The sequence below is a fragment of the Providencia sp. 21OH12SH02B-Prov genome, from assembly GCF_027362595.1.
GTDB lineage: Bacteria > Pseudomonadota > Gammaproteobacteria > Enterobacterales > Enterobacteriaceae > Providencia > Providencia zhejiangensis.
On sequence record NZ_CP114796.1, the window covers coordinates 1,532,946 to 1,548,213 of the forward strand.

The window sequence follows — 15,268 nt, forward strand, 5'->3', positions numbered from 1 at the left end:
CTTAAGGGTAGCATTTGTTGATTTTGATAGTCAGTCGGAGCGGCTAGGGTGCCTATGATTATTTTGCTAACCGCCATATTTGATGGTTGTTATTTGGATTTTGCCTCTCTAGTTTCAGTAAAGCCTTGGCCAGCAAGATTACCCATGCGTTTACCAAATACTTTGCCTGCGGCAGCGCCAATTCCTCCACCAACGATTGTGCCAACACCGGGGAGGATGAATGAACCAATGATTGCACCTGCTTTGGCTCCTACAACAAATCCACCTACGTTACCCGCCAATTCACCATACTTAGCTTCCTTGCTGTCAATTTGACCTGATACAACACCAATATCGACGTTAACTTGCACGACTTCATCAAAGTTTTCACAAGGAAGGTTGGCGAGTTGATAATCGGAAAAGTCGGCTAATAACTTGTTAGGTGGTACACCTTGGTTAATGAGTTCATCACAGACGCCAAGCACTAAATCAAGGCCGAATCCACGGTATAAGCGTGTGATCTTTCTAACCAGTGGATTCTCATCATATTGTTTAGTGATGGTATCTCGAATGGTTTTACCCAAAGGGTTTGAAAATAGATTATAGAGATGAGCCGCTTGACTTAACCAATTATCGTTATCCGCTAGCATAGCTGTAACTGCACTGATGCTTTTTGCTCTTTGCTTATCAGTTAGCTTTAAGTGGGTATAAAGCTCCGAATTGTTCGCTTCACAAAGTGATTTGCACAGTGTGTAGGGTATATCGACAAGACTGTCAGTATCATCTTCTTTTTCTATGAATTCGGTAGCTTGCATTATCATGATGGTTAATGCAGTAGCTTCAATGCGTTGAAAGTCGTCCATACCAACTACCCCAGAAATTTATGAAAGAAACTGGACAACCCATCAACGTGTTCGTCAGTGAGGTTATCACCAATCATTGAGATATGCTCAGATGAACCCTCAGCAATATCATGCAGTGTCATCCCTTGAAAATCGGGTATAGACATGGCTTGAAATGACCCCGTCGAACTTAAGTAGTCAACGCCACCAAAGATGTTGGGTCTCGCAAAGCCCTCTAGTTGACCCATATCGCCGTGAAACATTTCAGTGTCACCTAAGGTGCTAGTGTGGCCTAGAGACTCTCCAGTTGCTCCTGAGAGGTTATAACCACCGAATACGTTTGGCATTGCTGAACCTACATACTGACCATCTTTCATGAAAGAGATGCGGCCTGCAAAGTTTGTCATTGTATAAAACGCCATGATAATTTCCTTATAATGAAAGTCTATTTGAGTTACTTTTAACGATGCGATAGATGCTGGTAATACTGATATCAAGTTGTTTTGAAATAGCAGGTTTGGTTGCGCCTTGGGCTAGTAGCTCCAAAACTTCCGCTGTTTTGGCTCTAGCGGTTGCTTTTCGCCCTGTATACCGACCTAGTTGTTTAGCTAGTGCAATTCCTTCTGCTTGGCGTTCTAACATGATTTCACGTTCAAATGTTGCAATAGCACCTATCATTGTAAGCATTAGCTTACCTGTCGGGGTATCTGTATCTATACCTATATTCATAATCAATAACCGTACTTTTTTTGTTTCTAAGTAAGCGGATATTTCTAGTAAATGCTTTGTATTGCGAGCAAGCCGATCAAGTTTTGTCACTTTAACTGTGTCACCTTCACGAACGTAATCGAGTAGGGCAACTAGCTCTGGGCGATTATCTTTTGCCCCACTGATGATTTCTTTAAATATCTTGTCACAATCGTGTAATGCATTAAGTTGAGAATCGAGGCTTTGACCTCGGGTTGATACACGAGCGTAGCCGACAATTGCCACGAAATCCTCCTTACCTACCAATAGGGCATGGTATGATGAAAAACCACGCCAAATCAGAAAAGAGACCTTTTGGTATGGTTTCGTCACTTATTGAATGGTTTGGCTGGTGGCATGACTTTAAAGCATGCTTATTGGTAGGGGTGATAATGAAATTTAAGTTAGGTTTAGTTGTATGCCGCCGATACAACCTTTAGTAGATGAAAGGCAAACGTAATAAGTCCTTTTATTAATGCCGTTAGGATAATCCCTTTCATAGCAGACCTTTTTCAGCAAATGACATTGTTTCTCCACCAGCCACAATAATGTGGTCAAGCAGTGTTATGTCGAACAACTGCATGACTGTTTTCAACTTATCGGTAACTTTAATATCACTTTTTGATGGAGTTACCGTACCAGAAGGGTGGTTATGGGCACAGATAATGTTGGCGGCGTTGAGTTTTAAGGCTAATTTCGCAATCTCTCTAGGATAGACATTAGTGTGATTGACTGTACCGTTAAACATCTCTACGTACTGTATAACTTGGTTTTGAGCATTCAGATAGATTACTGAAAACACTTCTTGTTCTTTATCACCTAGTTGAACAGCGAGGAAGTCATAAGTATCTCGAGGGGATGTTAGTTGTTCGGTATGGTATAGCTGCATAGATAGGTATTCTCTAACCTCGTTGATTTTTTGTTGCATAACAATCTCCTAATTTATTGTTCTATTTTCTTATACCTTTTAATTAGCGTATTATTTTATGTATTCATATTGAATGATTTGCTTTACATTCTAACTGTTACATTCAGACTTTAATAACTAGAGGGATTAACATGATGGATAAAAATAAAAACAATAAAGATTTAGTTGACTATGAGCATTTACATAATTTAGTTATGTCAATGGTAAAAAATAAGAAGTATATAAGCCAGAAAGATAGCTTTAGTAAGCTACAAGCTAAAAATAAAGATGAAATTCCAGAAATACCTTATTTAAAGTATGAAAAAAACAAAAGAGTCCCAAAAGGAACTGCGGAAATGTTGTTGCGCTTTATATCCTCTATGTTAAAAATGAATATGGAATTGCCCCCTAATATTAGACGTTATTTATATGAGGCTATAGATAATCAATTAAAAAAAGGTGATGAATTTCAGTCGTTTCAGGATTCTTTTTTTCTAAATGTAGTTTATAGAAAGCAAGGGAATAAAAAAGAGACAATAAATGATTACATTTATCATTACTTGCTAACAAGGGTTTCTACAATGTATACCTTGGGTTATCCAAGGGAAAAATTAAAAAAATATAAAAACAGTAAAAAAGGAACACTCTATGATGAATTGTCTGATGAGCTTTGTTTTAAATTTAAACTTAATGGTGATATATATAAAAGAGAAAGTTATATTATAGATGGAGTCTCAGTGCATCCAGATAATTTAAAAGAGTTATTCATTAAAGAAAATATAAACTCTACAATTAAGTTCGATAATGATAATTTGCTCAATGATAACCATAAGGCGAAATTGAATGATTATGTCAAATATTTAAATTCAATAATAATAAGCAGAAAGGACCTATGGCCTTTTAATGCAGATGACGCAATAAAACGCCTAAAAGCATTGAACGATTGTCAAACGCTCATAGGTGCTCGTACTGTTTATTGGAAATACAAGTTAAAACCTTTTACTGTCACATTTCCCTTAAAAGAAATCAAGGGGGGCTTGTGAGAGGCTTTTAGGGGGAGGATTAATTTTGTAATTTATTTCTTATGATATGACCCAGCTCGCCAAGAGTGGGTCTAACTATCATAGGAGATAATATGAATAATCAATTAAATAACTTAAACCTTCGCACTAAAATCGCGCTATTTAGAGAAATCAGTAGTGAAGAAGCTCGCCTCGAATACATACCTGAACTTCTCGAAGATATTCTTTACGTAGAAGATGGTTTCGTCGAGTACTGCCCTGAATCCAATGACTATAAATTTTTCACTTGTGATGGTCATTATTTCCTCAAACTTATATTTGATGATTATGGTGACCTTGAAGAGTTTTCTATAAAAAACTATTAATTCATTAATCAATTGCCTCATTCAAATGAGTGAGGCTCATCAAACTTTTATCTTAAACACTCATTGGAGTTAAATATGACTATTGATGAACACAATCAATATGCATTCGATTCGGGATTACAGTTAGCTAAAGAACATCAACTTGCAGCTGAGGATGCTGAAATAAAAGATATCGAGGTCGACTATCCTCGTTTTAAAGATATACATGACAAAGAAGGAGAAACTAGTGGTTATATAAAAACATTAGCCGATGAAAATGGCAAAATTCATTGGTTAATGGCAAAAAGTTTTCATGAGGATTTAGGTGAGGTAACTTGGCGTAGTGATGGGTTAAGTTCAGTATCAGTAGAACAGCAAAATATAAAAATTGGTGAATATACCCAGTTGAAAGAAGCCAAGGAAACGGCTCGACAAACTCAATTTGAAGAAAACAGAGCAGAATTAAGCGAACATATTCAAAGGTTCCCTTTAGCTTCAAATAATCATCCTTATTTGTTGCGAAAAAAAGTGGAGGCGCACGGTATATTAGTCAATGGTAATCAATTGGTTATTCCATTGAGTGAGTATCAAGGTAGTTTCATTACGGCTCAACGTATTTGGCCTGATGGTACTAAACGCTTTTATAAAGATTGTGGCAAAAAAGGGGCTTGCTATGTGATTGAAGGTGATAGCAGCACCATATTGATAACCGAAGGATTTGCGACAGCGGCATCCTGTTATGAGGCGACAGGGTATACCTGCATTATGGCGATTGATTGCGGTAATTTGCCTGAAGTAGTCAAAGCTGTGCGAAGTAAAACAAATGTACCGATTGTGATTATTGCTGATAATGATAAGTATAAAGAGCGAAATGCGGGGGTTGAAGCTGCGGAAAAAGCGGCAAAGTCACATGATTGTTCGTGTTTTATACCTCAGTTTCAAGATGAATCAACACAACCGACAGATGCCAATGATTTAGCTGTTTTAGAAGGGATTGATGAGCTTAAACGTCAGTTGTGCCCTGCTATTTCTCTGGCTCGAATGGGGATACCAGCTGATTATTTTTTCAATAATGGGTGGTTGTATCAAAAACGAACTACGGATAAAGGAACGTATGACGCACAAATTTGTTCTGCATTGTATCCGCAAGCGTTGTCACGTGATAAATCGAACGAAGAGTGGGGGATCGTTTTCAAGTTTGCCGATTTAGACAGTCATGAGCATATGTTTGCTTTGCCACGGGCTGCTCTTGTTAAAGACCCATCAATAATACTGGAGCCTTTAGCGTCTAGAGGCTTGCATTTCAACCCGAGTGAATACAAAGCGTTACTAAGTTTTATTTCAACTGTTCAACCAGTAGAACGTGCCCGCAATGTATCTCAAACGGGCTGGTATGGTGAAGTATTTGTTTTACCGAATGAAGCTATTGGGGCGAGCTCTGAACGCGTTGTTTATCAGTCTATGTATGGCGCTCCGGCAGGCTATGAACAATTGGGGACGCTAGAAGAATGGCAGCGTAATGTAGCAGCTTATTGCCAAGGTAACAGCCGATTAATTTTGATGGTAGCTGCTGCTTTTGCGGGACCATTATTGGATTTAGACCATGCATTAGAATCGGGTGGCTTTCATATTCGAAGTGAAAGTAGCCGAGGAAAAACAACGGCCTTACGTCTGTGTAAATCAGTGTGGGGGCCAGCGGATAAATTGGTGACATGGCGTGCAACGTCCAATGGGCTTGAGAGTGTCGCATATGCTCATAATGATGCAACGCTTGTCATTGATGAATTAGGTCAGATGGCAGATGAAAACCCAAGTGAAGCAGCTCAGACCGTGTATATGGTGGCTAATGGGTCAAGCAAGCAACGTGCAAACCGTTCCGGTGGGGCGGCATCGCTGAAAACATGGAGACTCATTTTTGTTTCAGCGGGTGAAGTATCCTTGTCTAATTTAATGAGCCAAGCGGGAAAAATGGTCAAAGCGGGGCAAGAAGTTCGCTTTATTGACATTCCAGCGGATGCTGGAAAAGGGTTAGGTCTTTTTGAAGAACTTCATGGTTTTTCTGATGCGGCAAGTTTTGCCGAAATGTTAAATAGCAATAGCAAGCAGTACCACGGTGTCGCTTCCAGAGCGTTCTTGAAGGCGTTAGCGGGTAATAAGGTTGAGTACTCGATAAAGCTAAGGGAGCTGATGACAGCGTTTTTACAATATGTACCCGATAATGCGGATGGACAGATAAAACGCGCTGCAAATCGGTTTGCTCTCGTTGCGGCAGCGGGAGAATTGGCGGCAAACATTACTGGCTGGGAAGAGGGCGAGGCTTTTCGTGGGGTAAAAACCTGTTTTGATGCATGGCTGTTAGAAAGAGGCGAAGGCTCACACGAATCTAACCAAGCACTTGAAGTTGTTAGAGGCCGATTACTCAAATGGGGAGACTCTCGATTTGGCCAAAATACGAACGGACCAGTCTGGGGTTGTAAAGATGGGAATGACTTTTGGGTTTTCCCTGAATCGTTTAGAAACGATATTTGTCAGGGACTCGACCATAAAAGTGTTGCCAACATATTGGTTAAATTAGGATTTTTACCTCAAAAGTCATCCGTAACTAAGCGGTTGCGGGGTGGTGATTCTCACCGCGTGTACCCAATTTCCGGGCGAATATTTGATGCTGGACAGGCGGAAGAACAACAGCCCTATGTTGTATCAGGGACACACTTAGGCCAAAGCGATGAGGAGAGTGAGGTACTGGAAAGCTATACAGTTTAATCATGAAAGTTAACAAGGGGAGGGTTACCTCTCCTTGTTACGTTACACCACCAGCGGGATGTAACAAAAAGTGCTTCAATGTCGGCTTGTATCGTTGTTACGCGTGTAACGCAACTAAATACGTAATAATAGAAATAACCTTTAGATTAACTTTTAGCCTGTTCTAATTTTCGTTCAGATACGTATTTTTATGACGTAACAGTCGTAACAGCGATACACGTTGATATCACGGGGATCCCTAGTTACGTTCTCTTAAAATGTAACGTTACACTCCCACTGCAACCCGCAACACCCGCAATCTCGATTTCGTAAGTAGACTATTGAGTCATTACCCACTATTAGTGGAAGATATCCAACGTTTCATAAGGCTTTACCTGAACAATAATGGCAGAAAAATCGAGCTTATTAACCAGTTCATGCATAGCTTGTTGTTCCTTTGGTAAGGCTTTACCGTAAGAACTGGTTTGATGTCCCATAATCTTATTCAAATATTCATCAGACGGATGCAGTGCGAGCAGCTTATCCCTAAAGTAATGACGAAAACTGTAGAGTGTAACGTGCTCGGGGAGAGATCGACGGTCTCGTAAATTACGGTTGAACCATTCTCCGGGCTTGGTGGCGAAAGAATCTTGGATGAGCATAATTTCAGGGAATAGGCGAGTGTTTTGGCTATCTTGACCTGCCTTATCGTTCACAAATACCAAGAAGCCTAAATCAATAAGTTGTTGATGGATTGGGATGTAGCGTTTGGCATTTGGTGTTTTCAACCGCTGTTTTTCATATCGGTTATCCACACGAATACACCAAATGTCATTCACCTTTTCAATGTCATTAGTGAATAACTGGCAAGCTTCACCGGGGCGCATACCCGTAAATAAACACAATAGCGGTAACCAAAAATGGTAAGGCTGCTGTATCTTTTTGGTTTTGACGCCTTGATGCATCGTAAACAGGGGATGCTGAAAAACTTGTATAGCTTCCTCGTCAGTTATGACGGCTCTATCGTCTTTATGGTTAACCCGTGGAGCCGGAAGCGGCTCTTGAGGGATAGGATTGTAGGTTAAATACCCTAAGGACACTATCCAATCAAAAAACTGGGACACTTTTTGTAGGTGTGAATTCGCCGTTTCCACCGATATGATTTGAGTACGTGGATGTTTTTTTATGATTTCACTCAGTGGCTGTGCCAGCATCTCTTTTGTTTTAATCCCAAGAGGAAATGTCTTTAAGCACTCTCGAAAATGTCTGCCTTGCTCGGGTGTGATCGTATCAACAAGCACATCACCAAAGTAGCTAATTGCTAAGGCGAGGCATTGAGCATACTTATTTTGGGTCTTTTGACTGTGTCCTTTTTGCTGGCTTTCTTCTTGATATTCGCTAATCAGTTTAGATAGGGGGTAACGTGGTTTATCATCAATGATTGATTCAACCTCAAAGGTTGTGGGTGCGTTTAACCAGTCTGGTGTTGGGTTTGATAAATACGTATTGAGTCGTTGATAGTGCTGCAAAGACGCTTGGTCAACCATAAGAGCCAGTTGCTGATAGTCTTGTTCGGTTAAGTTAGAGGTGATATCCGATTGTTGCTCTTGGATTTCATCTAATAACGTGGCAGCTATTCTCTGGTTTTTGGCATTATCTCGATACTCTTTTTTAATAATACGCTTGTGATGAAACTCAATAAGCCCCGTTGCGACGTGCTGTAAATCATTGAGCTCATCAATTCCCTTATCAAGGTTGCCATGAAAATCATCCATTTCACGCTGCCACCATCTGTTGACTAATAACTTGAGTTGCTGCTGAAAAAAGGCAATGTGTTCCTTGGTCATTTTCGGGCTTCCTGAATATTGGGCTTTCCAGTGATTATATTGACTATTGAGGATTAAGGCTAATGATCGGGCTGCATGCAGTTGCTTTGTTTTGAGGCTCAGCCGGATGTCATGGCGAGCGTTTACAGTCGGGATGGTTTTACGAAACCACCACGTATTAGCACGTTGGTAAAGGTAGTGGGGGAGTTTTAATGTCGTCATGCGGTACATTCCTGCGGCACAATTTCGACATGATAGAAAGAAAAACGACCTGAAACTTGTTAAGAATCAGGTCGTTAGATAGTGGTGGAGCTGGCGGGAGTTGAACCCGCGTCCGAAATTTCTACATCCTCGGTACTACATGCTTAGTCTAGTCTTTAAATTCATTTGCCAGCTGCGGACAGACACGCCACTAACAAACTATCCTGATTAAATTTAACGCTTCAACCCCAGGCAAGGCATCCACGCGATCTCTTTTAGGTTTGACCTCTCTTGATCCCCGTCCTAAGAGCGGAGGCTAGGGAGAGAGGGCTCTATGCAGGTTATTAAGCTGCTAGTGCGTAGTTTTCGTCGTTTGCGACTATTTTTTTGCGGCTTTTATCGAGGCCAACCGCCCCTCGGCATGCACCTTGGGTTTCGCAAATCCCGTCGAATCCAGAATCAGCCCCAAGTTGTTGAACGCAGTATAACAGAAAAATACTCTAAAAAGCTAGAACTTAGCGATTAGAATGTTTCATTATACGTGCTTTATCTAATTGCCACTCACGTTCTTTAATATCAGAACGTTTGTCATGCGCCTTTTTACCTTTTGCTACGCCAATTTTGACTTTGCACCAAGCATTTTTCCAATAAAGGGAAAGGGCGATGACCGTATAGCCTTCACGGTTAACACGACCATAAAGGGTATCTAATTCTCGTTGGTTTAGTAACAACTTCCTGCTACGTGTCGGATCACAGACAACGTGAGATGATGCTACATTCAGTGGTGTGATATTTGCACCAAATAAATAAGCTTCACCATCTCTGAGTAAGACATAGCTATCACCAATGTTAGCTTTGCCAGCACGTAGTGATTTTACTTCCCAACCTTGTAAGGACAGGCCAGCCTCGAACTCTTCTTCGATAGAATATTCGTGGCGAGCACGTTTGTTCAAGGCAATAGTTGCCGAACCAGGTTTATAAGCTTTTTTCTTTGTCATAGTTTGTTCATTATACTGTAAGCTGAAGTTAAATAAATCTTTCTACGTTTAAAAATGTGCCGATTGTGCAATTATTGTGCTTAAGGCGTTTTGTTTTTTGTTTAACCAATCAATAGTGGTATTATATGTGCAGTTTTTGGGGATAGGAATTGATATGCCACAGATTAGTCGCTCTGCGTTAGTGCCATTTAGCGCAGAACAAATGTATAAACTTGTTAATGATGTTATTGCATATCCAAGTTTTTTGCCTGGATGTGTTGGTAGTCGGGTGATTAGTCATAGTGATGATGAGATGACGGCCTCTGTAGAGGTTTCAAAAGCAGGTATTAGTAAAACGTTCATAACCAAAAATGTGTTAGAGGATAATAAAGGTATCCACATGCAATTGGTTGAAGGGCCTTTTCGAAAGCTAACAGGGGGATGGCGTTTTATACCGTTAAGCTCGGATGCGTGTAAGATTGAATTTCACCTTGATTTTGAGTTTACGAATAAGCTGATTGAACTTGCTTTTGGCAAAATCTTTAAAGAATTAGCGAATAACATGGTTCAGGCATTCACGCTCAGAGCAAAGGATGTTTATAGTGTCTGAGTTAAACGTTGAAGTCACTTATGCTTTACCTGAGAAGCAATATCTACTGTCGGTCAATGTCGCTGAAGGGGCAACGGTTGAAGATGCGATTATTGCTTCAGGTATTCTTGCACTACGAGCAGATATTGACCTGAAAAAAAATAAAGTTGGTATCTATAGTCGCCCGGTAAAGCTAAGCGATACATTGAAAGACGGGGACCGTGTTGAAATTTATCGGCCACTGATTGCTGACCCTAAAGAGTTACGCCGTAAAAGAGCTGAAAAATCGAAAGATAACAAAAAATAGTGACTGTTTTTTGTTCCTTCTATTAAACCGAGAGTTCTCTCGGTTTTTTATTGTCCGCTGTAAACCACCAGCTAAGGTGATAATTGAGCCTGTGAGGCTATAGTCTAAAAGAAATCCCATGTCAGAAAACATCCTCTTATTCACACAAGTACAAAGGAAATCACACGGGTTTTATACACAGTTCATCACATGGTATTGGCACTGCACATATCATCAAGTTTGGATACCTAAATATCGTTATAAGATATTGAAAGATAAAGTAGTTAAGGCGCTTTATAGAACAATTTATATTCTCTGTAATATGAAGGACTGTGAAGCGCTAGAGCTAAATGTTCAGTCAGACCTTGTCCATTCATCGGTAAGTATAAAGTTGTTTCTCTGTTCGGCACCTTAGATGCGATGAGTGAACATTTACATCTAGCTATCTCAGATGAAAATAGCCATGTTCAAGGTGGGCATATGATGAACGGTTGTACCGTTAGAACAACCTTAGAATGAGTCATTGAAGAGTGAGATAATATCACCTTCACTCGAGAATATTATCAAAATGATTTGATCGAGGTGAGGCTGGTTAAAATTGTAATAACTACCTGTATTTATTGATGGCAGGTAGCTATTACAAATTGAGTAAAAAATAGCCAGCCGATGTAAGCTAGCTATTATTTATTAGTCAATTACTGACTTAGCATTTTTTTAGCGGGAGCTGGTTGCTCAGTAGTCGGCATACTGGGCTCTGCTGGGCTAGTAGCAGGTGCTGGCTCAGCAGAAGCTGGTTCAGATGGTGAACTTTCAATTTCTTTGGCTTCCATCGCTTCTTGCTCTGCAAGATTTTTCTCATTTTTGATCTCAGTAAGGATACCGTTGCGATCAAAAGTTAAGGTCAGCGTTTCTTGCTTAACAGGGTCATGACCAAGCTCTTGGCGGAAAACATAGTACCAAGTTTGAGTACCAAACGGGTCGGTTAACATTGGTGTGCCCAAAGTATAAGCGACCTGTTGCTGAGTCATTCCTTTTTGGATCTTAGCAACATCTTTCGCTGTCAGGTAATTACCTTGGTTAATGTCAGGATGATAGACCAAACGTTCCATCATTGAACAGCCCGTGGACATTAATGCGAGTGATAGTGCAGCAGCAGTTAACAGTTTATAACGCATGGATATCTCATTCCTTTTGGAGTCAGAACATCAATGATAATCGACATTGATACAATTTAAAACCTTCCGTATTGACTCTAAGACCATAGGAGAGCAAAAAAGTTGTCAAAATTTATGCTGCGAGTAATTCTTTTGCATTCGCCAGTGTATTTTTGGTCACTTCGCTGCCCGCTAATAAACGTGCAAGTTCTTGTAAACGTGATTTTTTATCTAGCAATTGCATCCGAGTTTCTGTTTCTACGCCATTTGTTTCTTTGCTGACATAAAAATGTTGGTGTCCACACCCTGCAACTTGAGGTAAATGTGTCACGCACATGACTTGAGTGGATTCACCTAATTCACGGAGTAGTCGACCAACAATAGCGGCGGTAGGGCCACTAATTCCGACATCAACTTCATCAAAAATCAGGGCTGGTGTATCCATTTTTTTCGCGGTGATCACTTGGATTGCTAAGGCAATACGTGATAACTCGCCCCCTGACGCAACTTTCGCGAGTGATTGATGCGGTTGCCCTGGGTTTGTTGTGACGTTAAACGCGACTTTGCTTGCACCATCGATTTGCAAATGGTCGGGGGTGAATGTGACATCGATGGTGAAGCGACCATGGGGCATGGAGAGTTGATGCATACTATTTGTGATCAACTGACTGAGCTCTTGGGCATACTCGACACGAACCTGATGTAGCTGTTGAGCGCAGGCAAGCGCATGTTGATGGTCTCGGCGTACTTGTTCACTGAGCATTTCACAGTCATCATTTTGCTCCGCAGTCTTTTGCTGTTCATCTAATAATTGCTGGTATAGCTCAGGTAGCGCTTCAGGCATAATGTGGTGCTTACGAGCAAGATGAATTTGCTTTGAGATACGTTGTTCAAGTTCATACAAACGATTAGGATCTAGTTCATATTGATCACAATAATGCCTTAGTTCATCGCTTGCTTCACTCACTTGAATAGAGGCTTCCTCGAGCATATCCAACAAGCTAGAAAACTTAGTATCCAGAGTGGCTAACTCAGTTAACTCATGTTTTGCGCTATTTAGTAAACTTAAAATATTAACGCCATCATTTTCGGACATAATCTGCATTGCATTTTGTCCGAGTGTTAAAAATTGCCCATAATTAGCTAGCTGTTTATATTCTTGTTCAATACTTTCAAATTCCCCTTGGACAGGGTTAAACTCATTTAACTCTTTTAAATGATACTCCAAAAGCTGTTGGCGTGATTCACGCTCCTGCATCTGTTTTTGAAACATGGCGAGTTGTTGGCAGGAGTGATGCCATTGTTGCCAAGCCTGTTTCATATTAGCAAGTTGTGCTTGCTGATTTGCATAAGCATCCAGTAATGATTTTTGGTGTGTATTATCTAAGAGGAGTTGATGCGCGTGCTGGCCATGAATTTGGATCAGTAAGGCACCCAGCTCACGTAATTGAGAAAGAGGGACAGCAGTACCATTGATAAAACCACGAGAGCGGCCATCTAACGTGATCGTACGCCGTAAGAGGCATTCATTATGATTATCCAGTTCGTGAGCGATAAGCCATTTAGCCGCCATATCGGCATCCACTAAGGAAAAACGCGCACATAAGTCAGCTCGTTGTGCGCCAGGGCGGACCATATTCGCATCACCCCGGTTACCTAAGCACAGACCAAGTGCATCAATAGCGATAGATTTACCTGCACCAGTTTCACCTGTAATTGTGGTCATACCGCTACGGAAATCAATTTCCAGATCACGAACGATAGCAAAATTATTAATGGTAAGTTGGGTAAGCATCTGCGCTCTCCTGTAAAAATACACACCTGTGTTTGTATACAGTGTATCCTGTTTTTTTATACAGTAAAGAGGCAGATGAAAAAAATTAGAAAGTTTTTTTAGCCCAACCCAATTTTGAACTTAATGTATTGAAATAATTGTAATCTTTAGGGTGAATGAGATTAAGGCTTTTGTTACTACGCTGTATAACAACCTCTTCACCATCTTGGATGGGTAACATAATTTGGCTATCACAACTCACTTCATAGTCAATGTTACTACGTAAAAATTTAAGTCGGATACGGCTGTCACTGCTGATAACCAGTGGGCGTGATGACAGGGTATGAGGAAACATCGGAACGAGTACAATCGCATCTAAATTAGGTGTCAGAATAGGCCCTCCGGCAGAGAGCGAATATGCTGTCGACCCCGTTGGTGTGGCAATGATTAGGCCATCTGAGCGTTGTGAAAAGGCAAAACGATCATCAATATAGACTTCAAACTCAATCATATGAGCAACTTTGCCGGGGTGGAGAACCACTTCATTAATCGCGCTACTTTTACGCGCTTTTTGGTTTGGTTTGATGACTTGAGCTTCAAGTAAAAAACGCTGCTCTTCTCGGTATTCACCATCAAGAACCCGTGAAAGTTGTTGCAAAGCGTTGTCTGGGTCAAGGTCGGTAAGGAAACCAAGATTGCCGCGGTTGATACCAATCACTTTGTTATTGTAACGGGATAAAATTCGGGCGGCTCCCAGCATGTTGCCATCGCCTCCAACAACAATCACTAAGTCTGCTTGTTGACCGATCTCTGTTAAGTTTCCCGTATTTGCATTTTGGAGTTTTAAATCTTTGGCAACTTGCTTATCAATAATGGCGTGATAATTTTTAGATAATAGCCAATTATAGATTAATTCATGGGTAGCCAAAGCTTCGGGGTGGCGTGGGTGACCAACGATACCGATGGTTCGAAAAATGGTTTGGTGCGTGCTTTTATCCTGACGCATAATTTTTTGGCCTCTCATTGCATGACGTCCCTTGAATCCCTGTTTTATATCCCCATAATACTCTAATAAATGGGATTAATGCTAAATACGCGGAGATATTCATGAGTAGTAAAGAACAAAACATGCATGATGAGCAAGCCCCTGAGCTGAATGAAGTCCAAAAATCGGAGTCAGAGCAAGAGCAAGAAGCGCAGCAGGCTGAGTCACAGGCAGAGGTGCAAGCGTTAGCAGCGCGTATTGCTGAGCTTGAAGAACAACTCGCAGCTTCACAAAAAGTTGAGCGTGAAGCGATGTTACGTGCGCAAGCTGAAATTGAGAATATTCGTCGCCGTACAGAACAAGATATCGAAAAAGCACATAAATTTGCGCTTGAGAAGTTTTCTAACGAGTTATTGCCTGTTATCGATAATTTAGAGCGCGCAATTGATGCCGCGGATCACGAAAGTGAAACGTCGAAGGCGATGTTAGAGGGCTTAGATTTGACACTGAAATCATTTTTAAATGCTGTAGGTAAATTCGGCATTGAAGTGGTTGGTGAATCTAATGTGGCATTTAACCCTGAAATACATCAGGCTATGACGATGATTGAGTCGCCTGATCATCAACCAAACCATGTTATTGACGTGATGCAGAAGGGCTATCTATTAAACGGTCGTTTGTTAAGACCGGCAATGGTTATCGTCTCTAAATAAGGTCGCGTGAATGATGAAACCGGGTCACTTATGTATTACCCGGTTCAGACGGCTGACAAACCTATGATGTTTGGCGGCAAGTCGAACAGGTTTTGAAAATAAACGAGGAAAATCAATTTATTGATTTTCGGCTGATAACACAAAGCGGGAAAACCACACTTTATCCCGCTTTGTCAACAA

16 protein-coding genes, 1 other RNA gene and 2 pseudogenes are annotated in these 15,268 nt (G+C 40.8%); 9 read left to right on the plus strand and 10 right to left on the minus strand.

The features are described from left to right. Nucleotides 1–89 precede the first annotated feature (89 nt). Genes O7C57_RS07260 through O7C57_RS07270 form a run of 3 tightly spaced genes read right to left on the minus strand, consistent with a single transcriptional unit; the run spans nt 90 to nt 1,814 of the window. Nucleotides 90–842 (minus strand): glycine zipper domain-containing protein, encoded by a 753-nt coding sequence (locus tag O7C57_RS07260; RefSeq protein ID WP_269723823.1) that lies wholly within the window; start codon nt 840–842, stop codon nt 90–92. Nucleotides 843–847: 5 nt separating this feature from the next. Then, entirely contained in the window at nt 848–1,243 is a 396-nt protein-coding gene (locus O7C57_RS07265; protein ID WP_129466153.1) for a hypothetical protein, read from the minus strand. 10 nt (nt 1,244–1,253) lie between these two features. Next, nucleotides 1,254–1,814 (minus strand): recombinase family protein, encoded by a 561-nt coding sequence (locus O7C57_RS07270; protein WP_129466152.1) that lies wholly within the window; start codon nt 1,812–1,814, stop codon nt 1,254–1,256. 32 nt (nt 1,815–1,846) lie between these two features. Between O7C57_RS07270 and O7C57_RS07275 the strand changes: the two genes are divergently transcribed. Next, nucleotides 1,847–2,008, plus strand: a complete 162-nt coding sequence (locus O7C57_RS07275) for a hypothetical protein (protein WP_259695255.1) — start codon at nt 1,847–1,849, stop codon at nt 2,006–2,008. A gap of 56 nt (nt 2,009–2,064) precedes the next feature. Here the strand turns inward: O7C57_RS07275 and radC are convergent, their stop codons facing one another. Further along, nucleotides 2,065–2,496, minus strand: a complete 432-nt coding sequence (radC, locus tag O7C57_RS07280) for a RadC family protein (RefSeq protein ID WP_269723824.1) — start codon at nt 2,494–2,496, stop codon at nt 2,065–2,067. 131 nt (nt 2,497–2,627) lie between these two features. Here radC and O7C57_RS07285 point away from each other — a divergent pair, with 131 nt between their 5' ends. The 3 genes from O7C57_RS07285 to O7C57_RS07295 all read left to right on the plus strand — a co-directional run bounded on the left by O7C57_RS07285 (nt 2,628) and on the right by O7C57_RS07295 (nt 6,604). Further along, complete coding sequence (locus tag O7C57_RS07285; RefSeq protein ID WP_269723825.1) at nt 2,628–3,518, plus strand: hypothetical protein; 891 nt, start codon at nt 2,628–2,630, stop codon at nt 3,516–3,518. A gap of 92 nt (nt 3,519–3,610) precedes the next feature. Beyond that, the gene (locus O7C57_RS07290) at nt 3,611–3,862 is read left to right on the plus strand and encodes a hypothetical protein (protein WP_269723826.1); all 252 of its coding nucleotides are present in this window, start codon (nt 3,611–3,613) and stop codon (nt 3,860–3,862) included. A 75-nt stretch (nt 3,863–3,937) separates the two neighbouring features. After that, nucleotides 3,938–6,604: a DUF927 domain-containing protein gene (locus tag O7C57_RS07295; RefSeq protein ID WP_269723827.1), complete on the plus strand. Its 2,667-nt coding sequence runs from the start codon at nt 3,938–3,940 to the stop codon at nt 6,602–6,604. A 338-nt stretch (nt 6,605–6,942) separates the two neighbouring features. On the opposite strand, the gene O7C57_RS07300 is transcribed toward O7C57_RS07295, so the two are convergent. The 3 genes from O7C57_RS07300 to smpB all read right to left on the minus strand — a co-directional run bounded on the left by O7C57_RS07300 (nt 6,943) and on the right by smpB (nt 9,608). Next, nucleotides 6,943–8,631: a site-specific integrase gene (locus O7C57_RS07300; RefSeq protein WP_060555580.1), complete on the minus strand. Its 1,689-nt coding sequence runs from the start codon at nt 8,629–8,631 to the stop codon at nt 6,943–6,945. A gap of 82 nt (nt 8,632–8,713) precedes the next feature. Then, nucleotides 8,714–9,077, minus strand: a transfer-messenger RNA (tmRNA) gene (gene ssrA, locus O7C57_RS07305). Nucleotides 9,078–9,125: 48 nt separating this feature from the next. Then, a complete protein-coding gene (gene smpB / locus O7C57_RS07310; RefSeq protein ID WP_154624285.1) occupies nt 9,126–9,608 on the minus strand; it encodes an SsrA-binding protein SmpB in 483 nt (160 codons plus the stop codon). A gap of 154 nt (nt 9,609–9,762) precedes the next feature. On the opposite strand from smpB, the gene O7C57_RS07315 reads away from it, so the two are divergent. The 4 genes and pseudogenes from O7C57_RS07315 to O7C57_RS07330 all read left to right on the plus strand — a co-directional run. Then, the gene (locus tag O7C57_RS07315; protein WP_154624286.1) at nt 9,763–10,197 is read left to right on the plus strand and encodes a type II toxin-antitoxin system RatA family toxin; all 435 of its coding nucleotides are present in this window, start codon (nt 9,763–9,765) and stop codon (nt 10,195–10,197) included. Next, nucleotides 10,190–10,483, plus strand: coding sequence for an RnfH family protein (locus O7C57_RS07320; RefSeq protein WP_163861004.1), 294 nt, complete (start codon nt 10,190–10,192; stop codon nt 10,481–10,483). The genes O7C57_RS07315 and O7C57_RS07320 overlap by 8 nt, the downstream gene beginning before the upstream one ends. Nucleotides 10,484–10,656: 173 nt before the next feature. Continuing rightward, a pseudogene (locus O7C57_RS07325) lies at nt 10,657–10,850 on the plus strand (transposase); the annotation flags it as partial. Then, nucleotides 10,841–10,978: pseudogene (locus tag O7C57_RS07330) on the plus strand (PCC domain-containing protein); the annotation flags it as partial. The pseudogenes O7C57_RS07325 and O7C57_RS07330, both read left to right, overlap by 10 nt. Before the next feature lie 179 nt (nt 10,979–11,157). On the opposite strand, the gene bamE reads toward O7C57_RS07330, so the two are convergent. From bamE to nadK, 3 genes are all read right to left on the minus strand, one after another. After that, nucleotides 11,158–11,637: an outer membrane protein assembly factor BamE gene (bamE, locus tag O7C57_RS07335; protein WP_154624288.1), complete on the minus strand. Its 480-nt coding sequence runs from the start codon at nt 11,635–11,637 to the stop codon at nt 11,158–11,160. A gap of 112 nt (nt 11,638–11,749) precedes the next feature. Next, entirely contained in the window at nt 11,750–13,411 is a 1,662-nt protein-coding gene (recN, locus tag O7C57_RS07340) for a DNA repair protein RecN (RefSeq protein WP_163861005.1), read from the minus strand. A gap of 85 nt (nt 13,412–13,496) precedes the next feature. Then, nucleotides 13,497–14,396, minus strand: a complete 900-nt coding sequence (nadK, locus tag O7C57_RS07345) for an NAD(+) kinase (RefSeq protein ID WP_195848186.1) — start codon at nt 14,394–14,396, stop codon at nt 13,497–13,499. Between the two features lie 101 nt (nt 14,397–14,497). Here nadK and grpE point away from each other — a divergent pair, with 101 nt between their 5' ends. After that, nucleotides 14,498–15,088 carry a nucleotide exchange factor GrpE gene (gene grpE, locus O7C57_RS07350; RefSeq protein ID WP_154624291.1) on the plus strand — a complete coding sequence of 197 codons (591 nt, stop codon included), beginning with the start codon at nt 14,498–14,500 and terminating at the stop codon, nt 15,086–15,088. Nucleotides 15,089–15,268 lie beyond the last annotated feature (180 nt).

Coding starts and splice junctions, on each gene's coding strand:
- grpE (WP_154624291.1), top strand. CDS start 14,498: ATGAGTAGTAAAGAACAAAACATGCATGATGAGCAAGCCCCTGAGCTG.
- nadK (WP_195848186.1), bottom strand. CDS start 14,396: ATGCGTCAGGATAAAAGCACGCACCAAACCATTTTTCGAACCATCGGT.
- O7C57_RS07290 (WP_269723826.1), top strand. CDS start 3,611: ATGAATAATCAATTAAATAACTTAAACCTTCGCACTAAAATCGCGCTA.
- O7C57_RS07260 (WP_269723823.1), bottom strand. CDS start 842: ATGGACGACTTTCAACGCATTGAAGCTACTGCATTAACCATCATGATA.
- O7C57_RS07300 (WP_060555580.1), bottom strand. CDS start 8,631: ATGACGACATTAAAACTCCCCCACTACCTTTACCAACGTGCTAATACG.
- O7C57_RS07315 (WP_154624286.1), top strand. CDS start 9,763: ATGCCACAGATTAGTCGCTCTGCGTTAGTGCCATTTAGCGCAGAACAA.
- smpB (WP_154624285.1), bottom strand. CDS start 9,608: ATGACAAAGAAAAAAGCTTATAAACCTGGTTCGGCAACTATTGCCTTG.
- O7C57_RS07285 (WP_269723825.1), top strand. CDS start 2,628: ATGATGGATAAAAATAAAAACAATAAAGATTTAGTTGACTATGAGCAT.
- radC (WP_269723824.1), bottom strand. CDS start 2,496: ATGCAACAAAAAATCAACGAGGTTAGAGAATACCTATCTATGCAGCTA.
- O7C57_RS07295 (WP_269723827.1), top strand. CDS start 3,938: ATGACTATTGATGAACACAATCAATATGCATTCGATTCGGGATTACAG.
- recN (WP_163861005.1), bottom strand. CDS start 13,411: ATGCTTACCCAACTTACCATTAATAATTTTGCTATCGTTCGTGATCTG.
- O7C57_RS07265 (WP_129466153.1), bottom strand. CDS start 1,243: ATGGCGTTTTATACAATGACAAACTTTGCAGGCCGCATCTCTTTCATG.
- O7C57_RS07275 (WP_259695255.1), top strand. CDS start 1,847: ATGATGAAAAACCACGCCAAATCAGAAAAGAGACCTTTTGGTATGGTT.
- bamE (WP_154624288.1), bottom strand. CDS start 11,637: ATGCGTTATAAACTGTTAACTGCTGCTGCACTATCACTCGCATTAATG.